Origin of the sequence: Mycobacterium sp. D16Q16, assembly GCF_002013745.1 — a bacterium.
Lineage (GTDB): Bacteria > Actinomycetota > Actinomycetes > Mycobacteriales > Mycobacteriaceae > Mycobacterium.
This window is the reverse complement of record NZ_MAEY01000014.1, coordinates 224,092-247,487: the sequence shown is the minus strand read 5'-3', so window position 1 is coordinate 247,487 and position 23,396 is coordinate 224,092. Positions and strand designations below refer to the sequence as shown.

Sequence of the window (23,396 nt, the reverse complement as noted above, 5' to 3'; positions counted from 1 at the left end):
CGATGAAACGGCTGGCCCGGCGTAAAAATGGCAAGAAAAATCCACCAGCATTGCTGGTGGATTTGGCCGTGCTAATTACCTATCAGGAAACCTGCGATGTCAGCCCAGTGACAGTGTGCGGAATTAGGCCCGTAAGGAACCTGCCGTGCTCGGTTCTCATTCTTTCAGCCACCGTATCATCGGATGAGGCCAATATATCGCCATGCAATCTCTGTAATTTCACACAGGGCTCCAACCCGAGCCCTGCCGCAAGTGTTTTTCTCGCCAGCTGGAATACCCCGAGCGCCTTGTCACGCCACCCCGCGAGACAAAGCGCGTACATATAGTATGCGTACAGCCGTTCATGATACGGGAAGCGGGACACCCATAAGGCAAGGTCGATCGCGGCTTCGCGGTATCTTTCGAGGCGCAATTGAGCCTCAATACGCAATTCCAAATTGGCCAGAAATATGCATTCGACCTGATCTTTTTCGGACGCGAGAAGACGCCCAACCTCGATATCCACAAACGCGGGGCCGGTCCATGTTTTCTCGGCATTGACATACAATAGAACTGCCTGATGATCGTTTCCGGACTCTTTAGCACACCGGGCGGATTCGATGAGACTTTGGTATCTACGCAGGTCAAGGTTGATATCTTGTGGACTGAACAGGTAGCCCATGTTCTTGGTCTGCAACATGGACGACGCAACCTGGGCGACGCTCATATCAAACTCTTTGGCAATTGTCTTGCGGATACTGAGGATGTATGTCTGTACAACAGTTGTTGCACTCTTAGGTGGCTCGTCATCCCATAGTTCGTCGATGAGCACGGCGGCCGGCACGAAACGCCCGGTCCTTGCCAGAAGCATGGCAAGAACTTGACGTTGTTTCTTCGCCGATGGTGTTGCATCCCGCTCACCAGATGGCGACGAAGCGGTCAGTGACAACGGACCGAGGATATTAGCCTCTGCGCGTACAACCATTCTGCATTACCTCCGCGTGGTACCATTCAGGGGCACGCCAATGTGCTGCTGGTCTATATTTATTGATGGTCTCTCAGTATCTTCCCAGCTTAACCGGTCGCATACACATCCGCTTAGTACGAGAGTTACTGTACGATTAACATCGCATGATCTCGGTGATAATATGTGACAGACTTCGTTACATATGACATATTGTCGCCCTACCGGTTGCCAAGTTCCGACCCGCCGTCCGCCGTAATGATCTGGCCTGTCATATAACTGACTTTCTCGCTGGCCAGAAATATCAGCATCTCCGCTATTTCCAATGGTGTACCTATTCGGCCAAGCAACGATGATTCGGCCTCCGTGCGGCTCAATGGATTCAGGCCGGCGATCAAGTCGGTCTCGATGAGTCCCGGTGCCAGGCCATTAACCAAGATTTCCGGCGCCAGCTCCTTCGCGAGCGCCACAGTAAAGCTATTCAGTGCAGCCTTCGAGGCGGAGTAGGCCATGCCCCGTGCGGTGGCCATGGGCAAGTTGCCCCGCATGGAGGAGACATTCACGATCCTCCCACTGCCATCCCGGGGCATGTGCGGCGCCACGGTTTGGCAAAAGTTAAACACGCCAATCAGATTCGCAGTCAGATGCTGATCCCAGTCCAGCCTCGTCAACTCGGCGAACGCCCGCGGCGCCGCGACCCCGGCACAGTTCACCAGGGAATCGATACGGCCGTGAGCACGCACAACTTCCTGAACCGCGCTGCGGACGTCGTCATGATCGCCGACGTCGGCGACGACGTGCTGTGCATCCATTTCCGCTGCCCTCTCACCGAGTGCAGCAGAAGCGGTACGTCCGTGCAGAACTACCTCCGCGCCGGCAGCCTTGGCAAGGCGTGCCGTCGCCAACCCGATCCCTCTCGAGGAGCCGGTGATGAGAACAACCCGACCCCGCATAACACCCCGTCCTTGAGCTTCCCTATTTCCTCCGCAGTTCGTCGCATCCAATGTCCCTTCGATAACTCAAGAACCGCTCAAGCACGTCCGTCCGCCGACCGAGGAGGGGTGCGGACCGTCGACATACTGTCAGCGTGTCTGCCGGGACAACGCCCCCGCGAACTCGATGAGCCTGTTCATCTGTGCCACACCCTGGTTCGAATACTTTGAGAAACGGAAGTCCTCGACGCTGTGGCGATGCTCTTCTAACGACGTCTTCACACTCCGGTACGTCGTCGACGTGTAGACCGTCACATGAACCGCGGTGAGAACCCGTGATCCATCCGGCTCCACGTCATACTCGGTAACCAGCGACTGATCGCTGATTTCAGAGAGCGGGAAGGTGCGCATCGTCGCCGACAGTGTCGGGTGTGGAGCGCGCCCCCCATGCCCCGCACAGTGGCCGTCCTTGCCGAACCACAAGATCATCCGGCCACCTTCGACCAATGCGACTTCGCACCAATGCATCTCGCCCCAGTTGTGCGTCTCGGTACCTCGGCTCAGCACGAACGCAGACACCCGCTCGAAGTCGACGACACCACGCAGCTGGTCGATCACCAGGTCTGCGTTCGGGGTGAACACCTCAACGGCGCTCTCCAGCCGCGGCAAGGTCGCCCAATCTGCACCGGGATCAAACATGCTGAGCCACCGCCCGTCCGAATTGCAGGAGCCGTTCCATCTGTGCGAGCCCACCGTCGACGATCGACTTGGCGAAGTAGAAATCGTCGACCACCCATTCCGTCTCCGAGATTGAGACGGCACGTGTCTTGTCCGGTATCGCCGTGGATAGCCAGAGTTCGACGGCCAACAATGACCGCACCCCGTCAATGTCCTGGTATGTGGTGCGCAACTCTTGCCCCGTGATGGCGGACAACGGGACCGTGCGAACCGTCGAGGTGAATTCCACGGAGTCGTACCGTCCGGATTTGTCCTCGCCGTGCCACATGATGAGGCGACGACCGTCGACAAGCGCCACCTCCTGCCAGAGACCTCGGGAATCTTCGGTGGGTTCACGATCCAGGGTGAAGACCCGAACATCCGGCAGGTTGACGACGGCAGTCAACTCATCAAGGGCCACATCGGGATCGCGTAGCGCGATGGCGGCTGCCTCGACCAGCCCCGGGTAGGGGGCCCAATCGTGATAGTCCGGTGTGCCGATTCCACGCAGCGAGGCATCGACAGCACCGACGATGGCGCGCCACTGGCTCGCATCGCCGTCCTCCCAAAGATCCGCGAGTTCACTGCCGGTGCCGGTCACTCGCGCGATCGCCGCACTCGCCAGCAGTCCGAGGGCATGCGCTTGGGTTTGCTTGATACGGATGTTGGCAACGTCTTCCGACCAGGGCACCACCGCCGGATCCACCGTGTCTGAACATAAGAGAGCAACTACCGCAGCGGCGGCCACGGCGGATGCGCCCTCGGGCGCCTCGACATACTCTCCGGTCGCCAATCGTAGATATCGAGCCAGTTCTAGCTCGATATCATCGCTCTCCCTCAGGTCACTCAGAAAGTCTGCGGCATCATCGTTATCAAACGGCCCTTCGCCCCACGTACCCATGCAGCTAATCGTGGCAGAACACCGTGCATCATGCATACCGGGGCGGGCTCCCTGCCGTGATCGGGCAACCTTGTGGTTGCTCGCCTCGTGATCCACAACAGGCCGTTAGGCTCGACCCCGTCACCGAGAGAATCGAGACCGCGATGACCGAACCATCGGGCACCGAGCAGTCATTCAACGAGGCCAACATCGCCGAGTTCCGCGCCAACGGGGGCAAGGTCGGCGGCCAGTTCGAGGGGTTTCCGCTCCTGCTGCTGACCAGCACGGGCGCAAAATCGGGCGCACAACGTGTGAATCCGTTGGCCTACTTCAATATCGACGGTACGGCCTACATCGTGGGTTCGTCGGCGGGCAGGCCGAAGAATCCCGCCTGGGTGGCGAATCTGCGCGCCAACCCGAGCGTCGAGGTGGAGATCGCCGCGAACCCGAAGTCCAACGCCACGGCCGTCGAACTCCCCCGCGCCGAGCGCGATCGGGTGTTCGAAATCGTGAAGCAGCGTGCCCCCGGATTCGCGGAGTAAGAGACGCTGACCGACCGGGTGATCCCGGTGTTCGAGATCCGGCTCGGCTGAGCTACTCCGCCGAATTAGCGGCGGAGCCGCCCCGAATGTGTGGGGTCACCAGCATGAGCTGACCCAGCACACCGTTCACAAACGCCGGAGACTCATCGGTGGAGAGCTGTTTGGCCAGCTCCACGGCCTCATCGACGGCGACTACCTCGGGGACGTCCTCGGCATGCAGCAGCTCCCACACCGCGACCCGCATGATCGCGCGATCGACGGCGGGCAGCCGGGCCAATGTCCAGCCCTGCAGGTGCGAAGCGATTAGCTCGTCGATGTGGGCGGCGTGCTCGGTCACACCGTGCGCGACAGTCACCGTGTACGGGTTCAGCGGTTCCACGTCCGGCTTCGACTCCGCCAAGGCGCGGCGCTCGTCGGCCACCGCGGCGGCCGTCATATCCCGCGCCTCCGCCTCGAACAGCAGGTCCACTGCTCGCTTGCGAGCCTTACGACGGCCTCCCTTGGCAGACGACGCCCGGCCGGTCGAGCCGGTTTCAGCCATTCACACGGCCGAGGTAGCTGGCGTCACGTGAATCGACCTTGAGGCGGTCGCCGGTGTTGATGAACAGCGGAACCTGGATCTCGGCGCCGGTTTCCATCGTGGCCGGCTTGGTGCCCGCGCTGGAGCGGTCGCCCTGCAGGCCCGGCTCGGTGTGGGTGACCACGAGCTCGACGGTCACCGGAAGCTCGATGTACAGCGCGGCGCCCTCGTTGAAGGCGACCTGCACGGTCATGCCCTCCAGCAGGAAGCGCGAGGCGCCGCCGACCAGCTCTGGGGAAAGGTGATGCTGCTCGAAATCCTGGCTGTCCATGAACACGAACGAGTCGCCGTCGCGGTACAGGTAAGTGGTGTCGCGGCGGTCCACGGTCGCGGTCTCGACCTTGACGCCCGCGTTGAACGTCTTGTCGACGACCTTGCCCGACAGCACGTTCTTGAGCTTGGTGCGCACGAACGCCGGTCCCTTACCGGGCTTCACATGCTGGAACTCGGTGATCTGCCACAGCTGACCATCGATGTTGAGCACCAGGCCGTTCTTGAAATCGGCGGTTGAAGCCACAGTCGTCTGTCTCCTTGCGTAACTGTTCAGTACTACTCAATTAATGACGGTGAGTTCCTTGGGGAACCGGGTCAACAGCTCCGGCCCGTCGGGCCGCACCACGAGCGTGTCCTCGATCCGGACTCCGCCCCGGTTGGGCAGGTAGACCCCTGGCTCGACTGTCACCGCCGAGCCAGCAAGCAGTGTACCGGTGGCGCCGGCACCGATACCCGGTGCTTCGTGGATCTGCAACCCCACCCCGTGCCCGAGGCCGTGGCCGAAGTTCTGTCCGTATCCCGCAGCGGCGATGACATCGCGGGCCGCGGCGTCGACGCCCTTCAGCGATGCCCCGGGCGCCAGCGCCGCCCGACCCGCCGCCTGCGCGGCCAGCACCAGTTCATAGATCTCCTGCTGCCAGGGTGACACCGAGCCCAGCACCAGAGTCCTGGTCATGTCGGAGTGATACCCGGCGACCAGCGCTCCGAAGTCGATCTTCACGAAGTCACCATCAGTCAGCACCGCGTCGGTGGGCCGATGATGCGGTATCGCAGAGTGTGGCCCGGCGGCGACGATCGTCTCGAATGAGGTGCCGTCCGCCCCGTGCTCGCACATGAGGTTCTCCAGGTCACGCGCCACCTCACGCTCGGTGCGCCCGGGCCGGATCCCGCCGGTCGCGATCAACGCGGACAATGCGGTGTCGGCTGCGGCACAAGCCCTTTCGAGTAAGAGCACCTCGGACTCGTCTTTCACCTCCCGCAATTTCTCCACTCGATTCGGCGCCCGTACAAGCTCGATATCCGAGGCTGCCGCCGTCAGCTTGTCGTATCCGTCGACGGTCACCACATGGCTTTCGAAACCCGCGCGCCCGGTCCCGGCCAGCGCGACCAGCGCCGCGCCGTACCCACGGTCGATCAGGGCGCGCAGGTCAGGGACCTGTGCGGCAGCCTGTGTGCGGTAGCGGCCGTCGGTGCACAGCACGGTTGCCTGCTCATCCGGCCCGTCCCCAGCGGCCACCCACAGCGCCGCCGCCGACCCGGTGAAACCGGTCAGATAGCGAATGTTGACCAGATCGGTCACCAAAAGCGCATCGAGCCCGTCCGCACGCAGCCCCTCGCGGAGCCGTTCCCTGCGGTCGGTATGGCTGAGGACGGTCGTCATAGGTGTCGACGCTACCGCGATACGCTGGGCCCATGCCCGACGGTGGAACACGTTCTATGACGACTCAATGGCTCACCCGTGGCGCCGTCTTCGCCATCCTCATGGTGCTGATCCGTGTGGTGCAGGGATTGGCCATCAGCGTGTGGGAGACCCACGGCACCGTGATCAACATCGCGCTGGTCCTGGTGTTCGTCGCGGCGGTGACGGCCTGGGCGATCACCGACGGCCGCGGCGACGCCCAGCGCAATCCAGATCCAGATCGCCGTGAGGACCTAGCCATGTGGTGGCTGCTGGGCGGCATTTTCGCCGGGGTCGTCAGTGGCCTGGTGGTCTGGTTGATCAGCCTGTTCAACGACGGGATCTATGCGGCGAGCATCCTCGCCGAGCTCACCACCACCGCCGCGTTCGTGGCTCTGCTGGTGTTCGCGCCCGCCATGGTGGGCGTATTTGTCGGCCGACTGCTCGTGGACCGCAAGGAAAGGGAGCACGCGGCGCTCCAGCAGTCCGATACCGACGTGTTCCAGGCAGTTCAGGAAGAAGTCGACGTCACGAAGTAGCGCAGCGCCAGCAGATATCCCTGGACGCCCAGCCCGACGATCACGCCGGTGGCGAGCGCACTCAGGTATGAGTGATGCCGAAACTCTTCGCGCGCATGCACATTCGAGATATGCACCTCGATGAGTCCGGCGGTCAGTTCGGCGCACGCGTCCCGTAGTGCCACCGAGGTATGGGTGAACGCACCGGCATTGAGGATCACCGGATCCTTGGCGTCGGCGGCGGCGTGAACCCAGCCGAGAAGTTCGGCTTCACTATCGGTCTGCCGTACCTGAACTTCCACACCCAATGCGCCGGCCTCAGCCTCAATGAGAGACACCAGCTCGGCATAGGTCACACTGCCGTAGACGGCGGCCTCTCGTTTACCGAGACGGCCCAGATTCGGGCCGTTGAGAATCTGGATCGTCACAACATCACTCCCTCGCCAGAGCTCGGACTGGCCACCACCGAGTACGCGGCGGCCAGCAGTGACGGATCGGGACCTTCCAATCGTCCCGGCTTGGCCAACCCGTCGAGCACCACGAAACGCAGTATGCCCGAGCGGGTCTTCTTATCGCCCTGCATGGATTCGACGAGTTGTCCCAGCGCGTCGGCGTCGTAACGTATTGGCAGCCCGAGGGCCGAAAGCACCCGCGCATGGCGATCAGCGGTCTCGTCATCGAGACGACCGGCCAATCGCCCCAGTTCCGCGGCGAACACCAAACCGACCGATACCGCCGCACCGTGGCGCCACCGGTACCGCTCACGCCGCTCGATGGCGTGCCCGAGGGTATGGCCGTAGTTGAGGATCTCGCGCAGCTCGGCCTCCTTTTCGTCGGCCGCCACCACCTTCGCCTTGACCGCGATGGAGCGTTCGATGAGCTCGCGCAGCACCGGCTTGGACGGATCGATCGCGGCCTGCGGGTCGGCCTCGATGAGATCAAGGATCACCGGGTCGGCGATGAAACCTGCCTTTACCACTTCGGCCATCCCGGCGACGATCTCGTTACGCGGCAACGAATCGAGGGTCGCCAGGTCCACCAGCACCGCCCCCGGCTGGTGGAACGCGCCGACAAGGTTCTTGCCCGCATCGGTGTTGATACCTGTCTTACCGCCAACCGCGGCGTCGACCATGGCGAGCAGCGTGGTGGGTACGTGCACCACCTTCACCCCGCGCAGCCACGTGGCCGCGGCGAAGCCGGCCGTATCGGTGGCAGCTCCTCCCCCAAGGCTGACGACAGCGTCCTTGCGTCCAATCCCGATCCGGCCCAGCACCTCCCAGATGTAGCCGAGCACGGCCAGATCCTTACCGGCCTCAGCATCGGGAATCTCGACCCGGTGCGCATCGATTCCGGTGTCGGCCAGGGTCTTCCGAATTTCTTCGGCCGTGACGGCAAGAGTGGGCTGATGCAGGATCGCCACCTTGTCGGAACCCTTGAGCGCGCCCACCAGCTCACCCAGCAGACCCGTCCCCACGATTACCGGGTAGGGCGGATTCACCTCGACGGTGATCGTTGTCGGCTCGGCGCTAGTCATTGTCGGCTCACTCCTTGGTTTCGGTTCCGGAAGGGTCGGTACGCGCGGGGGCGATGACGCCCGACGCACGCCGTCGTGAACGGGGACGCCGACGGGGACGTCGCCGCCGCGAGGAGACGGGTGCATCCGGATTCTCCAACCGGGAGACGATCATCCGCACCACGGCACCGGGGTTTCGCCGGTCGGTGTTGACCTTGATGGTGGCAACCTCGCGGTACAGCGGCACCCGCTGCGACATCAGGGCGTGATACTTCTCGGCACGATCCGGTCCGGCGAGCAGCGGACGCACCACACTTCCCCCGGTGCGCCGAATCCCCTCCGCGGCACTGATTTCGAGATACACCACAGTATGCCCGGCGAGCGCTTCCCGGACTCCTGGAGTGAGCACGGCGCCGCCGCCGAGCGAAACCACTCCATCTTGCTGATCAAGCGCCTGCCGAATCACCGATTCCTCGATACGCCGGAATTCCGGTTCGCCGTCGGCGGCGAAGATGTCGGCGATGGTGCGACCGGCCGCTGTCTCGATGCCGTTGTCGGTGTCATAGATGTTGACGTCCAACGCTTTTGCCAGCCGACGGCCAATGGTGGACTTACCCGATCCGGGCAGCCCGACAAGAACGGCTTTGGGGCTCATCCCGCTGTGTTAGCCGCTCTTCGCGCAAGCTGCTCATCGGACGATTCCCGGCGTGGTTCCCGCTGCGCCACCGCATCCAGGTACGCACCGACATTGGTCTTCGTCTCGGACAGCGAGTCGCCACCGAATTTCTCCAGTGCGGCACGCGCCACCACCAGCGCGACCATCGCCTCGGCGACCACCCCAGCGGCCGGCACCGCGCACACGTCGGAACGCTGGTGGATTGCGACAGCTTCGTCCCCGGTGGACATGTCGACGGTGGCCAGCGCCCGCGGCACAGTGGAGATGGGCTTCATGGCCGCCCGCACCCGCAGCGGCTGGCCGTTCGTCATGCCACCTTCAAGGCCTCCGGCACGATTGGTGGAGCGCAGGATGCCGTCGGGGCCCGGGTAGATCTCGTCGTGCGCGGCACTGCCACGCCGGCGAGCGGTGGTGAAACCGTCGCCGATCTCAACGCCCTTGATGGCCTGGATCCCCATGATGGCCGCGGCCAGCTGGCTGTCCAGCCGGTCGTTACCACTGATGAAGGAGCCAAGTCCGACAGGCAGGCCCGCGACCACGACTTCTACCACGCCACCGAGGGTGTCGCCATCCTTCTTGGCGGCTTCGATCTCGCCGATCATCGATGACTCGGCCTGCGCGTCGAACGCCCGCACCGGGCTGGCATCGATGGCGGCCAGGTCCGCAACGCCCGGAACCGGCCCGTCGTAGGGCTCAGAGTCTCCGATGGAGATGACGTGCGAGATGACATCGACGCCCAGGGCCTGCTTGAGGAATGCCTTGGCAATGGTGCCCACCGCGACACGGGCCGCGGTCTCGCGCGCACTGGCCCGCTCCAGCACCGGACGAGCGTCGTCGAATCCGTACTTGAGCATGCCCGCGTAGTCCGCATGTCCGGGACGGGGCCGTGTCAGTGGCGCGTTGCGCGCGATGTTCTCCAGCTCGGCAGGGTCGACGGGGTCCGGAGACATTACGGTCTCCCATTTGGGCCATTCGGTATTACCGATCTCGATGGCCACCGGCCCGCCCAAGGTCAGACCGTGTCGCACGCCGCCGATCATGGTGACCTGATCGGCCTCAAAGGCCATCCGCGCCCCTCGGCCGTAGCCCAGGCGGCGACGCGCCAGCTGCCTGCCAATGTCTTCCGATGTCAGTTCGACACCAGCGACCATGCCTTCCATGACCGCGACCAATGCACGTCCATGCGATTCACCTGCCGTGATCCAGCGCAACACGTGTGCCATTGTCCCATGCGGGCACTCCGGTCTTCCAAATCGATCGGGACAGTGGATGGTTCTTTGTCAGATGCCTGGTGCCAGGGCCAACAACCCGACAGCCGATGCGGTGGCCAGACACATCGACGGTCCGTGCGGAACCGAGACGCCCCGACGTCCGCGGGCAAGGAACAGCGCGCCGATCAGGCCGGTGAGCAGCGGCGCACCGATCGCCGCCAGGAACCACGCGTCCAATCCGAATGCCCCCGCCAGGCCGCCGGTGCCAAAGGCGAGCTTCACGTCCCCAGCCCCCATCGCACGCGGCGACAGCAGGTGCGCCACCAGATACAGGCCAGTCAGTGCCGCCGCACCCGCCGCCATCGGCGGACTGCGGTCGAGTATCGCTACCGCGACGACCCCCACGGCCGCGGGCAGAGTGAGCCAATTCGGCAGCCTGCGGTACCTGATGTCGAAATACGACAGCGCCGCCATCCAGCACAGCACCGCCACCCCCGCCCCGAAAATCATGTGGGGAATGTAACGCCGCGCGGCTAGATTTGGAGTAGTGACGACGACATTGTGGAGCGCACAGGAATACAGCCGATTTGGTGACGAACGCAGTCGCCCGTTCTACGAACTTCTTTCTCGGGTGCCGGCCTCGGATCCGCGTACCGTCGTTGACTTGGGTTGCGCCAGTGGAATCTTGACTGTCGACTTGGCCCGCCGATGGCCCAACGCTTCGGTACTGGGACTGGACTCCTCCGCCGAACTGCTGGCCACCGCACCAGCCGACCTACCCGCCAATCTGCATCTCGAGCGAGGCGATATCGCGGACTTCCGGGCAGACGGAGTAGACGTGCTGTTCACCAATGCGGCGTTGCAATGGCTTCCGCAGCACCGCGAGCTCATCACCGGGTGGGCACAGCAGCTCAATCCGGGCGGCTGGCTGGCCTTTCAGGTTCCTGGCAACTTCGGCGCGCCCTCCCATGCGCTGATGCGCCAGGTGGCCGAATCGCCGCGCTGGGCATCGCGATTGGGTGGGGTGCTGCGTGGAACCGAGAGCACTGACGGGGCCGAAGGTTATGCGCGCCTGGCGCTTTCCGCCGGCCTGGTCCCGGATGCCTGGGAAACGACATATGTGCACCTGCTCGCGGGCGAGGATCCGGTGTTGCGATGGGTGCACGGCACCGGACTGAGGCCTGTCGTGTCGGCGCTCTCGGTCGACGAATTCGCCGAGTTCGAGGCGGAATACGCCGGACTGCTGCGCCAGGCATATCCGCCTTCCGGCGACGTCACACCGTTCGGATTCCGCCGGATCTTCTGTGTGGCATCCAAGGCGGAAGTGGGTCGATAGAATCGGGCGGTGCCGGATACCAATGCCAAGGAACGCTCGCTTACCGGGCATGAGGCACGTTGGGAGCGGCATAACTCCGCCCGACAGACGCGCATCGTGGAATCTGCCGTCGCACTGCTCGACGAAACGCCGCCCGGCACCGAGATTCCCGTGCAGTCAATCGCCAAGCGGGCAGAGCTGGCCAAGTCCGTGGTGTACCGGCAGTTCGAGGGCCGCGAGGACCTCGATCGACGCATTCGCTCGTATCTGATGGAGGACTTCGATACGACAATCTCGTCACAGCTCGACGTCACCAGGGGTTCCATCAACGACATCGCCACCAGAACCATTCGGGCGGTGCTGGATTGGATGACCGACTACCCGCATCGCTATGAGTTCATGGGCTCAGGTACCACGGACGAGGATCCCGCCGTCGATGCGGTCAGTACGGTCAAGGTGCGCATGGAGCAGCGTGTCCGCGGGGTCCTGATCCCGATCACCGAGCTACTCGGAATCGACTACAGCCCCTTCGAATCGGTCACCTATGCGGTCGTGACGATGGTCGAAGGAACCCTCTCCCGATGGCTACGGGAAACCGACCCCGTGCGCAGTCGCACCGAGATCGTCGACGACCTCGCCAACTACGTCTGGTACGTGCTGGACGGGGCAGGGCGCTCGATGGGCGTGTCCTTAGATCCGCAGACCGAATTGATGGCCGCGATCGCCGAACTGTCAGGCGCCAACCGCTAGCGGCGCGCCCATGTGTGAACGGTCGGGCTCGCTGCGGTAGCGCGACGGACGGCCATCGATGTGCATCAGCTTCCACAGCGGGCGCACCCACCACGGCCGCATTCCGATGTCTTCGGTGAGCTTGCGCATGTCCCCGAAGTACTCGGAAAGGGTGTGCCGAGCGTGGGCGCTACGCCAGAAGGCCTGCTTGAAAACCTCACGCGGGATGCCGAACTCGGCGGCGAAGGACCGCGGCGGAATCATGATCTCGTTGGCCAGCAACTTCATGACGACCGGGAACAACAGGGTGCAGAGCGCACGCTTGCGCGCGCTCATCAGCGGCATGTGCACGCGCAGGAACTCACCCGCGAAGGAAATATGCCGCGCCTCTTCGGCGACGTGGATTTCCATCGTGCGCCGGACAGCCGGCGGCAGATCGACGTCCTTGCGGATCAAGGACTTCTGATAGTGGTCGATGGGCTCCTCGCCGCCGAGGATGCCGATGAAAAGCACCACATGGGCCCAGCCGCCCGCCACGCCGATGATCGGTGACAGCCTGCGGAACCACTTGCGCATACCCGGGACGTCGTCACCGATGCGGTTGACGAGTTCCTGGAACATCTGGATGTGGTTGCACTCCTCGGTCATCTCGTGGAGGCAGTAGCGGAACTCCGGCGAGCCGTTCGGCAGCTTCATGAGGTACTGCATCATGCCGCGGATCAGGATGCTCTCGAAGGCAAGCCCGACCTTGACGCTATTGGCCAGTCGCCAGCGGCCGATCTCGATTTGGCGGTCGAGCGGCAGATCCCGGTACCACTGGGTGGCGCCGAGGGTGTCCAGCTCCGGGTTCAGCACCCAGCGCGGATCGTTGCGATCGATTTGGTAATCGGGCGCATCCCAGTCGATGTCCGTGAAGGGATCGAAGTGCAGGCGCACCGAGCCTTCGGACAGCGTGTGCAGGGTCTGCAGGTACTCCGCGTCGAAATCGCTCGGCCCGGGGACGGTGTAAAGCGGCATTGCTTCCTCCTCGAATTACCGTCCAATTTACTGGGACTCGGCATCCCATGCAACCTCTGATGGGACCAAAAGTCCCATAAATTTGATTTCCGCAGGTCTTACCGTCATTCGCGGGTCCGACTCTCCCCACGGCCACTGGCCGGCAACGCCGAATTGCTGAATGGTCAGCGCAGGGCGGCGGTCATCGCCGCCCGCGGCGCTGGCTGCCCGGTAAACAGCTCCACCTGGGTAAACGCCTGGTTGAGCAGCATCTCTAAACCGCCAACCACCGCCGCGCCGCGGCGGTGCGCCGCGGCTGCCAGTTCGGTGGGCCACGGGTGGTAGATAACGTCGAGAATCGCGGGAGCCACCGCCAGGGACTCTGCATAGGCGGTGGCGGCTTCCGCGGGCACGGTGCTCACCAGCACGCCCGATGACGCGCACACCGATGACAGGGCCACATCATCGAATCCAGTCACCGATGTCGGCACACCGACCCGTTCGGCCAATTCGAGAGCACCCTGCGCCCGGGCGGCATCGCGGGCCACCACGGTCAGGGACCGCACACCCATGGCCGCCAGCGCGACGATCGCCGGCCGCGCAGTACCTCCGGCACCGACGATCACCGCCGCGTGCCCCGAGGGGTCGATCCCGGCGCCACGCAGCGCCCCGGATACGCCGTCGACATCCGTGTTGTCGGCATGCCAACCATCACCCGCGCGAACCAGCGTGTTGGCAGCGCCGATCAATCGCGCGCGCTCGGTGCAGCTGGAGGCGGATTCCAGGGCGGCGAACTTGCCGGGCATGGTCACCGAGAAACCCACCCATTCGGGCCCGGCACCGCCCACCACACCGGGCAACTGATCCGCCGTGCACTCGATGCGTTCGTAGGTCCAGTCGGTCAGACCCAGCGCGCGATAGGCCGCCAGATGCAGATCAGGTGAGCGGGAATGCCCGATCGGTGATCCGAGGACCGCGGCACGGCGAGTGTCAGCCGCGCTCATGCTCATCACCCGAGAGGCTCATCGCGCACTGTCCAGGATGCCGTTCTTCTTGGCCAGCTCGATATTGGCCAGGTGTTCGTTGTAGTCGGCGGTGAACAACGTGGTGCCCTCGGCATCGATCGTGACGAAGTACAGCCAGTCCCCCGGCTCCGGATGCTCGGCCGCCTGCAGCGCCTCCGGGCTCGGCGAAGAGATCGGGGTAGCCGGAAGCCCCTGCGACACATAGGTATTCCAGAGCGTCTTGTTTTCCCGGTCGTGGTCGGTGGTCGCGATTTCTTGGCGGTCCAACGGATAGTTCACCGTGGAGTCGAATTCCAGCTTCTGATGCTTGGCCAGTCGGTTGTAGACCACCCGCGCCACCTTGGCGAAATCGCGAGGCTTGGCCTCTCGCTGCAACAGTGAGGCCACCACCAGCACCTCGTAGGGCGACAATCCGGCCGCGTCGGCCTGCAATAGCCCCAGCTGCTGATACTGCGCCGTGCTCTCCCGGATCAAGGAGGCCAGAATCTGCTCCGGCTCAGCCATCGGGTCGAAGTCCCACCGCCCCGCGGCGATCAACCCCTCGATGCGGCGATGGTCATCGCGTACGGCGTTGACCCCGTTGGACGCCCACTCCGGCACCGCAAGCTCGGCCTGCGACGCCGTCGTGGCGGCCTGCCGCAAGTCCGATGCGGCCACACAGTGCTTTTCGCCGTCCAGATCCACACAGGAGGCACGCGCGATCAGGGTGAAGATGCCCTCGGTGACCGCGCCATTGGCCACTGCGGAGACGTCGTCGAGCTGACGCCCCTCGGGAATGACGAGCAGACCGACCCGGTTGTCTTGCTCGGCCAGACGTGCGACGGCTTGCTTACCCGGAATCTTGGTGCGCAGCTTGTAGAAGCCGGGCTGAATCGCAGCGATGGCCTGATTGCCTTGCGCGGCATCGGTGAACGCAATCGGGGTGGCCACCACGCCCTCATCCTTCAGACGCTGCCCGATGACCTTGGTGGTGTCGCCGGGGTGCACCTCGAACACAAAGTCCTTGACTCCGGACCCCGAATAGTCGGTCACAGGGGCATCGGCACCGAACAGGCTGTCCCACAATGTGGCTCCGCCGACAACGGCTGCGACCGTGATGATGATGACCAACGCAAGGCCCGCGAGTCCGGCATTGCGCCGGCGCCGGGCCGCTGCCCTGCGCCGCGCCCGTTCACGACGAGTCTCCCGGGGGCGAGGACCGACCGCGACCGGTACAGCCCGGCGGCCGCCTCCCCAGTCGTCGTCGGGCTCCTGGCGATCGTCCCAGTCGCGCCAGTCGCTCAACGCGTGCCCCCTTCACTGCCGCACCGGCGCCGCTGCTCAAGCCAATCCTGCAGAATGGCCACCGCTGCCGCCTGGTCGATGATCCCGCGCTGCTGACGAGACCGTACTCCTGCCTCGCGCAGGGAACGCTGGGCGGTAGTAGTAGTGAAACGCTCGTCTACTAAGCGCACCGGCACCGGGGCAATTCGCTTGCCCAGCTCACGGGCGAACCCCGTCGCGTCGCGCGCGGACGCCCCCGTTCCTTCGCGCAGGTTGCGCGGCAGGCCGACAACGACCTCGACCACGCTCATCTCCTCAATCAACTCCGCAATACGGCGAAAATCGCTGTCTTCCTTTGCATCCCGCGGAACCGTCTCCACCGGAGTGGCGAGAATTCCGTCGGGATCGCTCGATGCGATGCCGATTCTGACGGTACCCACATCCACGCCGAGACGACGTCCTCGGCCCGGGTCGTCGGGGCCGGGACGATCCGGGGTGGGCGCTTCGGTCGTCGGTCTTCCCGCGAGCGGGTCATCCATGCTGTCGGGCACTCGATTCAGGCCCGGCGGATCTGTTCACGCAGCGCCTGCAGCGCCGCGTCAATGCCGGAGGGATCCTTGCCGGATCCCTGTGCCGTGTCGGACTTACCGCCGCCTCGACCGTCCACGGCCGATCCGATGGCGCCCACAAGGTCGCTGGCACGCAGCCCCGCATCTTGCGCGGCCTGATTGACCGACACCACGAAGGGCACCGAGCCGTTTCCGGCCGCGATCAGGGCCACCACCGCGGGGTCACTGCCGAGCCGGCCCCGGATGTCGCCGATCAGGCTGCGCAGGTCGCCCGCGCCGGTGCCATCGGGCAGCCGGTGCGCGACCACGGTGACAGTGCCGGCCGAAGTGCCCAGGCGTTCGGCGTTGTTCACCAATGTCGCGATGGACGCCTTCACCGAGGCCAAACGTGTTTGCTCCAATTCCTTTTCGGCCACCTTGAGCCGATCCACCAGGGTGGCGACCCGGCCCGGAACCTCCTCGGAGGGCACCTTCAGCGTCGAGGACAGCGCCGCCATCAGGGCACGCTCCCTGGAGAGGTACCGGAACGCGTCGAGCCCGACGTAGGCCTCCACGCGGCGGACCCCGGAGCCCACCGAGGACTCCCCCAGTAGCGTCACCGGCCCGATTTGCGAGGAATGCGCCACATGCGTCCCGCCGCACAGTTCCAGTGAGAACGGTCCGCCGATATCGACCACACGCACCCGGTCGCCGTAGTTCTCGCCGAAGAGCGCCATCGCGCCCATCGACTTGGCCTGGTCCAGATTCGTGACGAAGGTGTTGACGGGGTAGTTGGCCTCGACCGCCTTGTTGGCGACGTCCTCCACCTCTTGCCGCTGCGCCTCCGAGAGCCCCCCCTGCCAGCTGAAGTCGAAACGCAGATATCCGGGCCGGTTCAGCGAGCCTGCCTGAACGGCATTGGGCCCCAGCACTTGCCGCAACGCGGCGTGCACCATGTGCGTGCCCGAGTGACCCTGAGTGGCGCCGTGGCGCCACTGCGGATCCACCGAGGCCACCACCTGGTCACCCTCGACGAACTCACCGGATTCCACCGTGACCTTGTGCACGAACAGGGTTTTGGCGATCTTCTGAACATCAGCGACCTTCGCCTGCGATGTCGCGTTGGCCCCGTCTCCGCGAATGGATCCGACGTCGGCGATCTGGCCACCTGATTCGGCGTAGAGCGGGGTGCGGTCCAACACGATTTCCGCCTCGGTGCCCGCTGAGGCAACCGGCACCCGGGCACCGTCGACAAAGATGCCCAGAATCGTGGCCTGGGAATCCAATTCGTCGAACCCGGTGAATTCCGTGGGCCCCGCGTCAACAAGTTCGCGGTACGCCGTCAGGTCCGCATGGGCGTGCTTGCGCGCGGCAGCGTCAGCCTTGGCGCGCTGCCGCTGCTCGTTCATCAGATCCCGGAAGCCGTTCTCATCCACCGAAAGCCCGGCCTCGGCCGCCATTTCGAGGGTGAGCTCGATCGGGAATCCGTAGGTGTCGTGCAGGGTGAACGCATCGTTACCCGAAAGCGTGCTCTTTCCAGCCGTTTTCGTCTTGTCCGCGGCGTCCTCGAACAGCTTCGAACCGGAAGCCAGGGTGCGGTTGAACGCGGTCTCCTCGGCAACGGCGATTCGGCTGATGCGTTCGAAGTCGGTCACCAACTCGGGGTACGACGGGCCCATCTCGTCACGCACCACGGCCATCAGCTCGCCCATCATGGGCTTTTCGACGCCAAGCAACTTGGTGGAGCGGATGATCCGGCGCAGCAGGCGGCGCAGCACATAGCCGCGGCCTTCGTTGCCGGGGCTGACCCCGTCACCGATGATGATCGCCGCGGTGCGCGCGTGATCGCCGATGACGCGGTAGCGGACGTCGTCCTCGTGGCTACCTTGCCCGTATCCGCGCGGGGCGACTGCTGCCACGCAATCGATGACAGGCCGCACCAGGTCGGTTTCATAGACGTTGTCGACACCCTGCAACAGACACGCGATGCGCTCGACACCCATACCCGTGTCGATGTTCTGACGCGGCAGCGGCCCGAGGATCTCGAAGTCCGTCTTGGAGGTGCCCTCGCCACGCTCGTTCTGCATGAACACGAGATTCCAGATCTCGATATAGCGATCCTCGTTGGCCTCCGGGCCACCCTCGATGCCGTACTCGGGGCCACGGTCGTAGTAGATCTCTGAACACGGGCCGCACGGACCGGGGATGCCCATGGACCAGTAGTTGTCGGCCATTCCGCGGCGCTGAATCCGGTCCAGCGGCAGCCCGGCGATCTCCTGCCACAGCCCGATGGCTTCATCGTCATCGAGATAGACGGTGGCCCAGAGTTTCTCCGGGTCGAACCCGTAACCACCTTCGGACACCGGGTTGGTCAACAGCGTCCAGGCCAGCTCAATCGCCTCACGCTTGAAGTAGTCGCCGAAGGAGAAGTTCCCGGCCATCTGAAAGAACGTGTTGTGCCGGGTGGTGATGCCCACCTCGTCGATGTCCGGGGTGCGAATGCACTTCTGGACGCTGGTGGCCGTGTTGTACGGCGGCGTGCGCTGCCCCAGGAAGAACGGCACGAACTGGACCATGCCGGCGTTGACGAACAGCAGGTTGGGGTCGTCGAGAATCACCGAGGCGCTCGGTACCTCAGTGTGACCGGCCTTCACGAAGTGGTCCAGGAATCGCTTCCGGATCTCGTGTGTCTGCATGTCGTCCTTGCGTGTAGCTGGGGAATCTGACCGGACCACCCTACCGGTGCGTCTGCCTACCGCCGGTATACGCCAAGGTCAGGAGGTACCGCCACCGAGTATCTGGTCCGTCACACTGCGCCCGGCTAACCGGAAAGAGACGCTCGACACACATGAACGCGCTCGGACCGCGTACGCAGCAAGCCCGGCCGGTGACCGCTAAGGCGCGTCGCGGATCGAGCTGTCGACGGCGCCGCCGATGGGTGCGGTCGCGAGGCCAGTGAATGGCCCCAGGAAGGGGCTCAGCAGAATGCCGGCTCCTGCCTCCGCGGCGTTACCGGCGGCACCGGCCCCGACGTCGCGGCCGTACTGCTCCACCCAGGGGTCAACAGGCGCAGGTGGTGGCGGGCCTGGATCGTCGAGGACGGGCTCGGGTCCCGGCTCAGGCTCCGGATCTGCCCACGCCATGGTGGGCGCCGCCATCACAGCGAGCGATGCCAGTAATCCCCCCGCGATCACACGCATACGTAACGCCATGTCGTCCAGTATGCCGAGTGTGCGATTTGTGTCGATTTACCGGCCAGAACCGACAAAATCCGCACACTCGATCACAACTCAGCGCTTCAGCCCACGGCGAATGATGGCGCGCAGTTTGTCCAGCCGCGATCCGATGTCACGTTCGTTGCCGTGATCGGTGGGCTGGTAGTAATCGGCACCGACCAGCTCATCGGGCGGATACTGCTGCGCCACCACACCGTCGCGGTCGTTGTGCGGGTACACGTATCCGACGGCGTTGCCCAGTTTTGCGGCGCCGCTGTAGTGGCCGTCACGCAGATGCGGCGGCACCAGCCCGGCCCTCCCCGCGCGGATGTCACCCATCGCCGCACCCAGTGCCGCGGGAACCGCTCCCGACTTGGGCGCGGTCGCGAGGTGGATGGTCGCGTGGGTCAAGGTCAGCTGCGCCTCAGGCATCCCGATCAGTTGCACTGTCTGGGCGGCCGCCACCGCCAACGGCAACGCGGTGGGGTCTGCCATGCCGACATCCTCACTGGCCAGGATCATCAGCCGCCGGGCGATGAAGCGCGGGTCCTCCCCGGCGATCAGCATGCGCGCCAGATAGTGCAGCGCGGCGTCCACATCGGAGCCCCGGATCGACTTGATGAAGGCGCTCACCACGTCGTAATGCTGGTCACCGTCGCGGTCGTAGCGCACCGCTGCCCGATCCACCGACTGCTCGACCACTTCGACGGATATGACCGAGCCCGCGCCTTCGGCTGTTTCTGCGGCGACTTCCAGCGCGGTCAGTGCGCGCCGCGCATCGCCCGCGGCCAACTGCGCCAGCAGGCTCAGCGCCTCGGCGTCGACGGTCACCGCACCACCGAGCCCGCGCTCATCGGCGATCGCCCGCTCGAGTACCTCGCGAATATCGTTGTCGCCCAGCGGCTGCAACTGAAGTATCAGCGAACGCGAAAGCAGCGGTGCCACCACCGAAAAGGAGGGATTCTCCGTGGTGGCGGCCACCAGCAGCACCACCCGGTTCTCGACCGCCGCGAGCAGCGCATCCTGCTGTGTCTTGGAGAACCGGTGCACCTCGTCGATGAAGAGCACTGTCTGGCGGCCATGGACGGCGGCACGGCGCGCATCGTCGATGACCGCTCGCACCTCTTTCACGCCCGCGGACAGGGCCGACAACGCTTCGAACCTGCGCCCGGTGGCCCCCGAAATCAAGGATGCGAGAGTTGTCTTCCCTGTGCCCGGCGGTCCGTACAGGATGACCGAGGCCGCGCCGGAGCCGTCGACGAGGCGGCGCAACGGCGAGCCCTGCTTGAGCAGGTGCCCCTGCCCCACCACCTCATCGAGTGTGGCGGGGCGCATGCGGACAGCGAGGGGCGCGTTGGGCGCCACCCCCGCATCCACAGGGGCCACGTCGAACCCGCCCCCGGGCACGTCGAACAGGCTGTCTGACACGTCTCAGGCTTACCACGTCGGGCCGACGGGTTCAGTGCAGCCCGTCACTGGTCAGGCAGCGTGACGAAATCGATGAGTTCCTCGACACGGCCGATCAGGGCGGGCTCCAGGTCGGCCCAGGTGCGCACCTTGCCGCGGATCCGGCGCCAGGCCTCGGCAATCTCGGTCTGACTGCCATGAGGCCAGCCCAGTGCCTGGCAGATGCCGTGCTTCCATTCGATGTCCCGTGGCACGGTGGGCCAGGCATGCAGGCCGATCCGCTCGGGCTTGACCGCTTGCCAGATGTCGACGAACGGATGCCCGACCACGAGGGTGTGCTCGCCGTAGGGGCCCTTCTGCACCGTTTCGGCGATACGTGATTCCTTCGACCCCTTCACCAGGTGATCAACCAGCACTCCGAGCCGACGCCCCGGACCGGGCTGGAATTCCTTCACGATGGCCGCGAGGTCGTCCACCCCGCCCAGGTACTCGACGACCACACCTTCGACGCGCAGGTCGTGACCCCACACCTGCTCGACGAGCTCCGCATCGTGACGGCCCTCGACGTAGATTCGGCTGGCCAGCGCCGTGCGTGCCTTAAGACCCTGTACCGCAACCGATCCCGATGCGCTCCTGGATGGCTTGGTGGGTGTGTGCCGCAACGGCTCCTTGAGGATCACCGGTTTGCCGTCGATGAGATATCCCGGCCCGACCGGGAATCCGCGGACTCGTCCGTGCCGGTCCTCCAGATCCATCCGGCCGTACTCGATCCGCACGACGGCACCCACGAAGCCCGTCTGGGCATCCTCGACCACCAGGCCCTTTATCGCCGCGACCTCGGTCGATTGAGGACGCCGCGGAGCATGCGGGTTGTTGGACAGGATGTCGGTGCCATAGCGATCAGCCACCCGGCGATGGTAGGAACGCGTCGGCGCCGCATCCGGCTACGACGCGCCCCTGTGACTAGACCGTGATCGGAACCGCGTGCGCGTGAGTGCGAGTGGCCACCACCGAATCGGCGAGTGCCCCCTGCACATAGAGGTCGCGGGTGCGCGAACGCTGCACCTTTCCCGAGGAGGTTTTGGGCAGCTGGCCCGGCTGCAACAACACGACATCGGCCAGCGCCAGACGCGTGCGGTCGGACACCGAACGCCTGATCTTCGTGATCTGCGCAGCATTGTCGTCGTCGCTCTTGCCGGATCGTTCGGCGGCGATCACCACGTGTTCAGTGACATCTCCCGGTACGGAGAAGGCCACCACATTGCCCTTCCGGATGCCAGGCACATCCTCTACCGCCCATTCGACCTGCTGCGGGTCGTAGTTGCGCCCATTGACGACGAGGATGTCCTTCTTACGCCCGGTGACGTACAGGTTGCCGTCCGCGATGAACCCGCGATCACCGGTGCTCAGCCACCCGTCGGCACTGAAGGCATTACGGGTTGCCTCCTCATTCTCGAAGTATCCGGCCGCGACCGATGGTCCGTGAAACTGAACGTCGCCGACACGCCCCTGCTCCAGCTCTCGCCCGGCGTCGTCGACGATCCGCACGCGGTGCCGGTCGTCGAGTACCTTCCCGCAGCTGACGAAGGTGAGGACGTCATCGCCTACGGCGGCGGGGACCACCAGACCCTCATTCCGGTATGCCGCACCGGAAATGGGCAGACGCTCGAAACGGCTGGCAAGGCTGTCGAAGGTGATCGCGAGGGTGGCCTCGGCCATGCCGTAGGCAGGCATCACGGCCTCCTGTGTGAGTCCGTGCGGGGCATACGCCTCGATGAAGGCATCCAGCACCTCGGCGTTGATCGGTTCGGCGCCGCAACCGAAGACCCGCACGCTGGAAAAGTCCCACGCGGTCTCCCCTGCCGGGGGCGGCACGGCCTTCTTGACCGTCAATGCGAACGCGAAATTCGGTGCGAAGGAGACGGTTCCGCGATGCCTGGACACCGTGTCAAGCCAGATGCCCGGGTCACGCAGGAAGGCCAGTGTGGGCAGATACGTTGCTTGGAGCCCGAATAGCACCACACTCAGGAAATGCCCGATCAGACCCATATCGTGGTAGAGCGGAAGCCAGCTGACCAGGCGTTCGGTGGGGTACTTCTGCGCCTCCAGGCAGCGCAGATTTGTCAGGAATGAGTGCGCGTTGGCCCACAGCGAGGCGTCGGTCACCCGGACGGCCTTCGGTTTTCCGGTACTGCCACTGGTGAACTGCAGGAAGGTGACCTGATCTGTGGTGCGCGGGGCGGCATCCACGTAATCGCCTCCGGCGGTGACAGTTTCGGTAGGCACCACGGCACCCACCTGGGCACCGAATCTGGCCGACAGGTTCAGCACCTCGTCTACCCATTGCGGTGCGATGAGTCCGCGAGATCCGCTGGAGGACAGCACTGATTCGAGGAAGTCGAGGTATGCGTCCTGCTTACCCAGGCTCGTCGGCGGATACAACGGCACGGGTATGGCACCGAGCCACACGATCGCGAGGAACCCGGTGACGAATTCACGGGTATCCGGCACTACCAGCGCCACCCGGTCACCCGGCGCGATGCCGTGTGCCGACAACGCACCGGCGCCGCGAGCCACCTCACCCAGCAGCTCCGCGAAGGGCACCAATACCTCGCTACGGTCGTCGCCGATGAATGTCAGTCCGCGGGTGGTCGACGCGGCATTGGCCTGAAGCGCCGTGGCCAACGATCGCGGGTTATCGATGTCGAACATCG

24 protein-coding genes and 1 pseudogene are annotated in these 23,396 nt (G+C 64.6%); 4 read left to right on the top strand and 21 right to left on the bottom strand.

All coding sequences use genetic code 11. The features are described from left to right. Positions 1 to 82: 82 nt before the first annotated feature. From B4394_RS16220 to B4394_RS16205, 4 genes are all read right to left on the bottom strand, one after another. Positions 83 to 964, bottom strand: a complete 882-nt coding sequence (locus tag B4394_RS16220; RefSeq protein WP_078310650.1) for an AfsR/SARP family transcriptional regulator — start codon at positions 962 to 964, stop codon at positions 83 to 85. A gap of 200 nt (positions 965 to 1,164) precedes the next feature. Beyond that, on the bottom strand, positions 1,165 to 1,896 hold the full coding sequence (locus B4394_RS16215) for an SDR family NAD(P)-dependent oxidoreductase (RefSeq protein WP_078315666.1): 732 nt from the start codon (positions 1,894 to 1,896) through the stop codon (positions 1,165 to 1,167). A 129-nt stretch (positions 1,897 to 2,025) separates the two neighbouring features. After that, the gene (locus B4394_RS16210; RefSeq protein WP_078315665.1) at positions 2,026 to 2,574 is read right to left on the bottom strand and encodes a hypothetical protein; all 549 of its coding nucleotides are present in this window, start codon (positions 2,572 to 2,574) and stop codon (positions 2,026 to 2,028) included. After that, on the bottom strand, positions 2,567 to 3,493 hold the full coding sequence (locus B4394_RS16205) for a DUF4259 domain-containing protein (RefSeq protein ID WP_176138323.1): 927 nt from the start codon (positions 3,491 to 3,493) through the stop codon (positions 2,567 to 2,569). The genes B4394_RS16210 and B4394_RS16205 overlap by 8 nt, the downstream gene beginning before the upstream one ends. 143 nt (positions 3,494 to 3,636) lie before the next feature. On the opposite strand from B4394_RS16205, the gene B4394_RS16200 reads away from it, so the two are divergent. Next, positions 3,637 to 4,014 carry a nitroreductase/quinone reductase family protein gene (locus B4394_RS16200; RefSeq protein WP_078315663.1) on the top strand — a complete coding sequence of 126 codons (378 nt, stop codon included), beginning with the start codon at positions 3,637 to 3,639 and terminating at the stop codon, positions 4,012 to 4,014. 52 nt (positions 4,015 to 4,066) lie between these two features. Here the strand turns inward: B4394_RS16200 and nusB are convergent, their stop codons facing one another. The 3 genes from nusB to B4394_RS16185 are packed head-to-tail and all read right to left on the bottom strand — an operon-like array spanning position 4,067 to position 6,248. Beyond that, positions 4,067 to 4,555: a transcription antitermination factor NusB gene (gene nusB, locus B4394_RS16195; protein WP_078310659.1), complete on the bottom strand. Its 489-nt coding sequence runs from the start codon at positions 4,553 to 4,555 to the stop codon at positions 4,067 to 4,069. Then, a complete protein-coding gene (gene efp / locus B4394_RS16190) occupies positions 4,548 to 5,111 on the bottom strand; it encodes an elongation factor P (RefSeq protein ID WP_078287954.1) in 564 nt (187 codons plus the stop codon). Before efp ends, nusB begins: the two co-directional genes overlap by 8 nt. Positions 5,112 to 5,147: 36 nt before the next feature. Continuing rightward, complete coding sequence (locus B4394_RS16185) at positions 5,148 to 6,248, bottom strand: M24 family metallopeptidase (RefSeq protein WP_078310663.1); 1,101 nt, start codon at positions 6,246 to 6,248, stop codon at positions 5,148 to 5,150. Positions 6,249 to 6,304: 56 nt separating this feature from the next. On the opposite strand from B4394_RS16185, the gene B4394_RS16180 reads away from it, so the two are divergent. Further along, positions 6,305 to 6,805 carry a B-4DMT family transporter gene (locus B4394_RS16180; RefSeq protein WP_139360236.1) on the top strand — a complete coding sequence of 167 codons (501 nt, stop codon included), beginning with the start codon at positions 6,305 to 6,307 and terminating at the stop codon, positions 6,803 to 6,805. Here the strand turns inward: B4394_RS16180 and aroQ are convergent. The 5 genes and pseudogenes from aroQ to B4394_RS16155 all read right to left on the bottom strand — a co-directional run bounded on the left by aroQ (position 6,778) and on the right by B4394_RS16155 (position 10,694). Further along, on the bottom strand, positions 6,778 to 7,212 hold the full coding sequence (aroQ, locus tag B4394_RS16175; RefSeq protein WP_078315662.1) for a type II 3-dehydroquinate dehydratase: 435 nt from the start codon (positions 7,210 to 7,212) through the stop codon (positions 6,778 to 6,780). The genes B4394_RS16180 and aroQ overlap by 28 nt on opposite strands. Continuing rightward, positions 7,209 to 8,318 carry a 3-dehydroquinate synthase gene (gene aroB, locus B4394_RS16170; RefSeq protein WP_078310668.1) on the bottom strand — a complete coding sequence of 370 codons (1,110 nt, stop codon included), beginning with the start codon at positions 8,316 to 8,318 and terminating at the stop codon, positions 7,209 to 7,211. The genes aroQ and aroB overlap by 4 nt, the downstream gene beginning before the upstream one ends. A gap of 127 nt (positions 8,319 to 8,445) precedes the next feature. After that, positions 8,446 to 8,952 (bottom strand): annotated as a pseudogene (locus B4394_RS16165) (shikimate kinase); the annotation flags it as partial. After that, positions 8,949 to 10,187 (bottom strand): chorismate synthase, encoded by a 1,239-nt coding sequence (gene aroC / locus B4394_RS16160; RefSeq protein ID WP_078310879.1) that lies wholly within the window; start codon positions 10,185 to 10,187, stop codon positions 8,949 to 8,951. The pseudogene B4394_RS16165 and the gene aroC, both read right to left, overlap by 4 nt. A 66-nt stretch (positions 10,188 to 10,253) precedes the next feature. Then, on the bottom strand, positions 10,254 to 10,694 hold the full coding sequence (locus tag B4394_RS16155) for a prepilin peptidase (protein WP_078310672.1): 441 nt from the start codon (positions 10,692 to 10,694) through the stop codon (positions 10,254 to 10,256). A 37-nt stretch (positions 10,695 to 10,731) separates the two neighbouring features. Between B4394_RS16155 and B4394_RS16150 the strand changes: the two genes are divergently transcribed. Both B4394_RS16150 and B4394_RS16145 read left to right on the top strand, forming a co-directional pair. Beyond that, a complete protein-coding gene (locus B4394_RS16150; protein WP_078310675.1) occupies positions 10,732 to 11,520 on the top strand; it encodes a methyltransferase domain-containing protein in 789 nt (262 codons plus the stop codon). Positions 11,521 to 11,529: 9 nt separating this feature from the next. After that, positions 11,530 to 12,249 carry a TetR/AcrR family transcriptional regulator gene (locus B4394_RS16145; protein WP_078310677.1) on the top strand — a complete coding sequence of 240 codons (720 nt, stop codon included), beginning with the start codon at positions 11,530 to 11,532 and terminating at the stop codon, positions 12,247 to 12,249. On the opposite strand, the gene B4394_RS16140 is transcribed toward B4394_RS16145, so the two are convergent. The 9 genes from B4394_RS16140 to B4394_RS16100 form a co-directional block, all read right to left on the bottom strand. Continuing rightward, positions 12,232 to 13,245 carry an AurF N-oxygenase family protein gene (locus B4394_RS16140; protein ID WP_078310679.1) on the bottom strand — a complete coding sequence of 338 codons (1,014 nt, stop codon included), beginning with the start codon at positions 13,243 to 13,245 and terminating at the stop codon, positions 12,232 to 12,234. The genes B4394_RS16145 and B4394_RS16140 overlap by 18 nt on opposite strands. Before the next feature lie 164 nt (positions 13,246 to 13,409). After that, the gene (locus B4394_RS16135) at positions 13,410 to 14,228 is read right to left on the bottom strand and encodes a shikimate dehydrogenase (RefSeq protein WP_078310880.1); all 819 of its coding nucleotides are present in this window, start codon (positions 14,226 to 14,228) and stop codon (positions 13,410 to 13,412) included. A gap of 18 nt (positions 14,229 to 14,246) precedes the next feature. Next, positions 14,247 to 15,533: an endolytic transglycosylase MltG gene (gene mltG / locus B4394_RS16130; RefSeq protein WP_078315661.1), complete on the bottom strand. Its 1,287-nt coding sequence runs from the start codon at positions 15,531 to 15,533 to the stop codon at positions 14,247 to 14,249. After that, on the bottom strand, positions 15,530 to 16,051 hold the full coding sequence (gene ruvX, locus B4394_RS16125; protein ID WP_078310686.1) for a Holliday junction resolvase RuvX: 522 nt from the start codon (positions 16,049 to 16,051) through the stop codon (positions 15,530 to 15,532). The genes mltG and ruvX overlap by 4 nt, the downstream gene beginning before the upstream one ends. Before the next feature lie 17 nt (positions 16,052 to 16,068). Then, positions 16,069 to 18,756, bottom strand: coding sequence for an alanine--tRNA ligase (gene alaS, locus B4394_RS16120; RefSeq protein ID WP_078315660.1), 2,688 nt, complete (start codon positions 18,754 to 18,756; stop codon positions 16,069 to 16,071). 198 nt (positions 18,757 to 18,954) lie between these two features. Further along, positions 18,955 to 19,272, bottom strand: coding sequence for a hypothetical protein (locus tag B4394_RS16115; protein WP_078310692.1), 318 nt, complete (start codon positions 19,270 to 19,272; stop codon positions 18,955 to 18,957). Positions 19,273 to 19,350: 78 nt separating this feature from the next. Next, positions 19,351 to 20,703, bottom strand: coding sequence for a replication-associated recombination protein A (locus B4394_RS16110; protein ID WP_078315659.1), 1,353 nt, complete (start codon positions 20,701 to 20,703; stop codon positions 19,351 to 19,353). Positions 20,704 to 20,747: 44 nt separating this feature from the next. Next, positions 20,748 to 21,590, bottom strand: a complete 843-nt coding sequence (locus B4394_RS16105) for a DUF3097 domain-containing protein (protein ID WP_078315658.1) — start codon at positions 21,588 to 21,590, stop codon at positions 20,748 to 20,750. 55 nt (positions 21,591 to 21,645) lie between these two features. After that, positions 21,646 to 23,394 (bottom strand): fatty acyl-AMP ligase, encoded by a 1,749-nt coding sequence (locus B4394_RS16100; RefSeq protein ID WP_078315657.1) that lies wholly within the window; start codon positions 23,392 to 23,394, stop codon positions 21,646 to 21,648. Between the last annotated feature and the right edge of the window lie 2 nt (positions 23,395 to 23,396).

Coding starts and splice junctions, on each gene's coding strand:
- B4394_RS16220 (WP_078310650.1), bottom strand. CDS start 964: ATGGTTGTACGCGCAGAGGCTAATATCCTCGGTCCGTTGTCACTGACC.
- B4394_RS16215 (WP_078315666.1), bottom strand. CDS start 1,896: ATGCGGGGTCGGGTTGTTCTCATCACCGGCTCCTCGAGAGGGATCGGG.
- B4394_RS16210 (WP_078315665.1), bottom strand. CDS start 2,574: ATGTTTGATCCCGGTGCAGATTGGGCGACCTTGCCGCGGCTGGAGAGC.
- B4394_RS16205 (WP_176138323.1), bottom strand. CDS start 3,493: ATGGGTACGTGGGGCGAAGGGCCGTTTGATAACGATGATGCCGCAGAC.
- B4394_RS16200 (WP_078315663.1), top strand. CDS start 3,637: ATGACCGAACCATCGGGCACCGAGCAGTCATTCAACGAGGCCAACATC.
- nusB (WP_078310659.1), bottom strand. CDS start 4,555: ATGGCTGAAACCGGCTCGACCGGCCGGGCGTCGTCTGCCAAGGGAGGC.
- B4394_RS16185 (WP_078310663.1), bottom strand. CDS start 6,248: ATGACGACCGTCCTCAGCCATACCGACCGCAGGGAACGGCTCCGCGAG.
- B4394_RS16180 (WP_139360236.1), top strand. CDS start 6,305: ATGACGACTCAATGGCTCACCCGTGGCGCCGTCTTCGCCATCCTCATG.
- aroB (WP_078310668.1), bottom strand. CDS start 8,318: ATGACTAGCGCCGAGCCGACAACGATCACCGTCGAGGTGAATCCGCCC.
- B4394_RS16155 (WP_078310672.1), bottom strand. CDS start 10,694: ATGATTTTCGGGGCGGGGGTGGCGGTGCTGTGCTGGATGGCGGCGCTG.
- B4394_RS16140 (WP_078310679.1), bottom strand. CDS start 13,245: ATGCCGCTTTACACCGTCCCCGGGCCGAGCGATTTCGACGCGGAGTAC.
- B4394_RS16135 (WP_078310880.1), bottom strand. CDS start 14,228: ATGAGCGCGGCTGACACTCGCCGTGCCGCGGTCCTCGGATCACCGATC.
- ruvX (WP_078310686.1), bottom strand. CDS start 16,051: ATGGATGACCCGCTCGCGGGAAGACCGACGACCGAAGCGCCCACCCCG.
- alaS (WP_078315660.1), bottom strand. CDS start 18,756: ATGCAGACACACGAGATCCGGAAGCGATTCCTGGACCACTTCGTGAAG.
- B4394_RS16115 (WP_078310692.1), bottom strand. CDS start 19,272: ATGGCGTTACGTATGCGTGTGATCGCGGGGGGATTACTGGCATCGCTC.
- B4394_RS16100 (WP_078315657.1), bottom strand. CDS start 23,394: ATGTTCGACATCGATAACCCGCGATCGTTGGCCACGGCGCTTCAGGCC.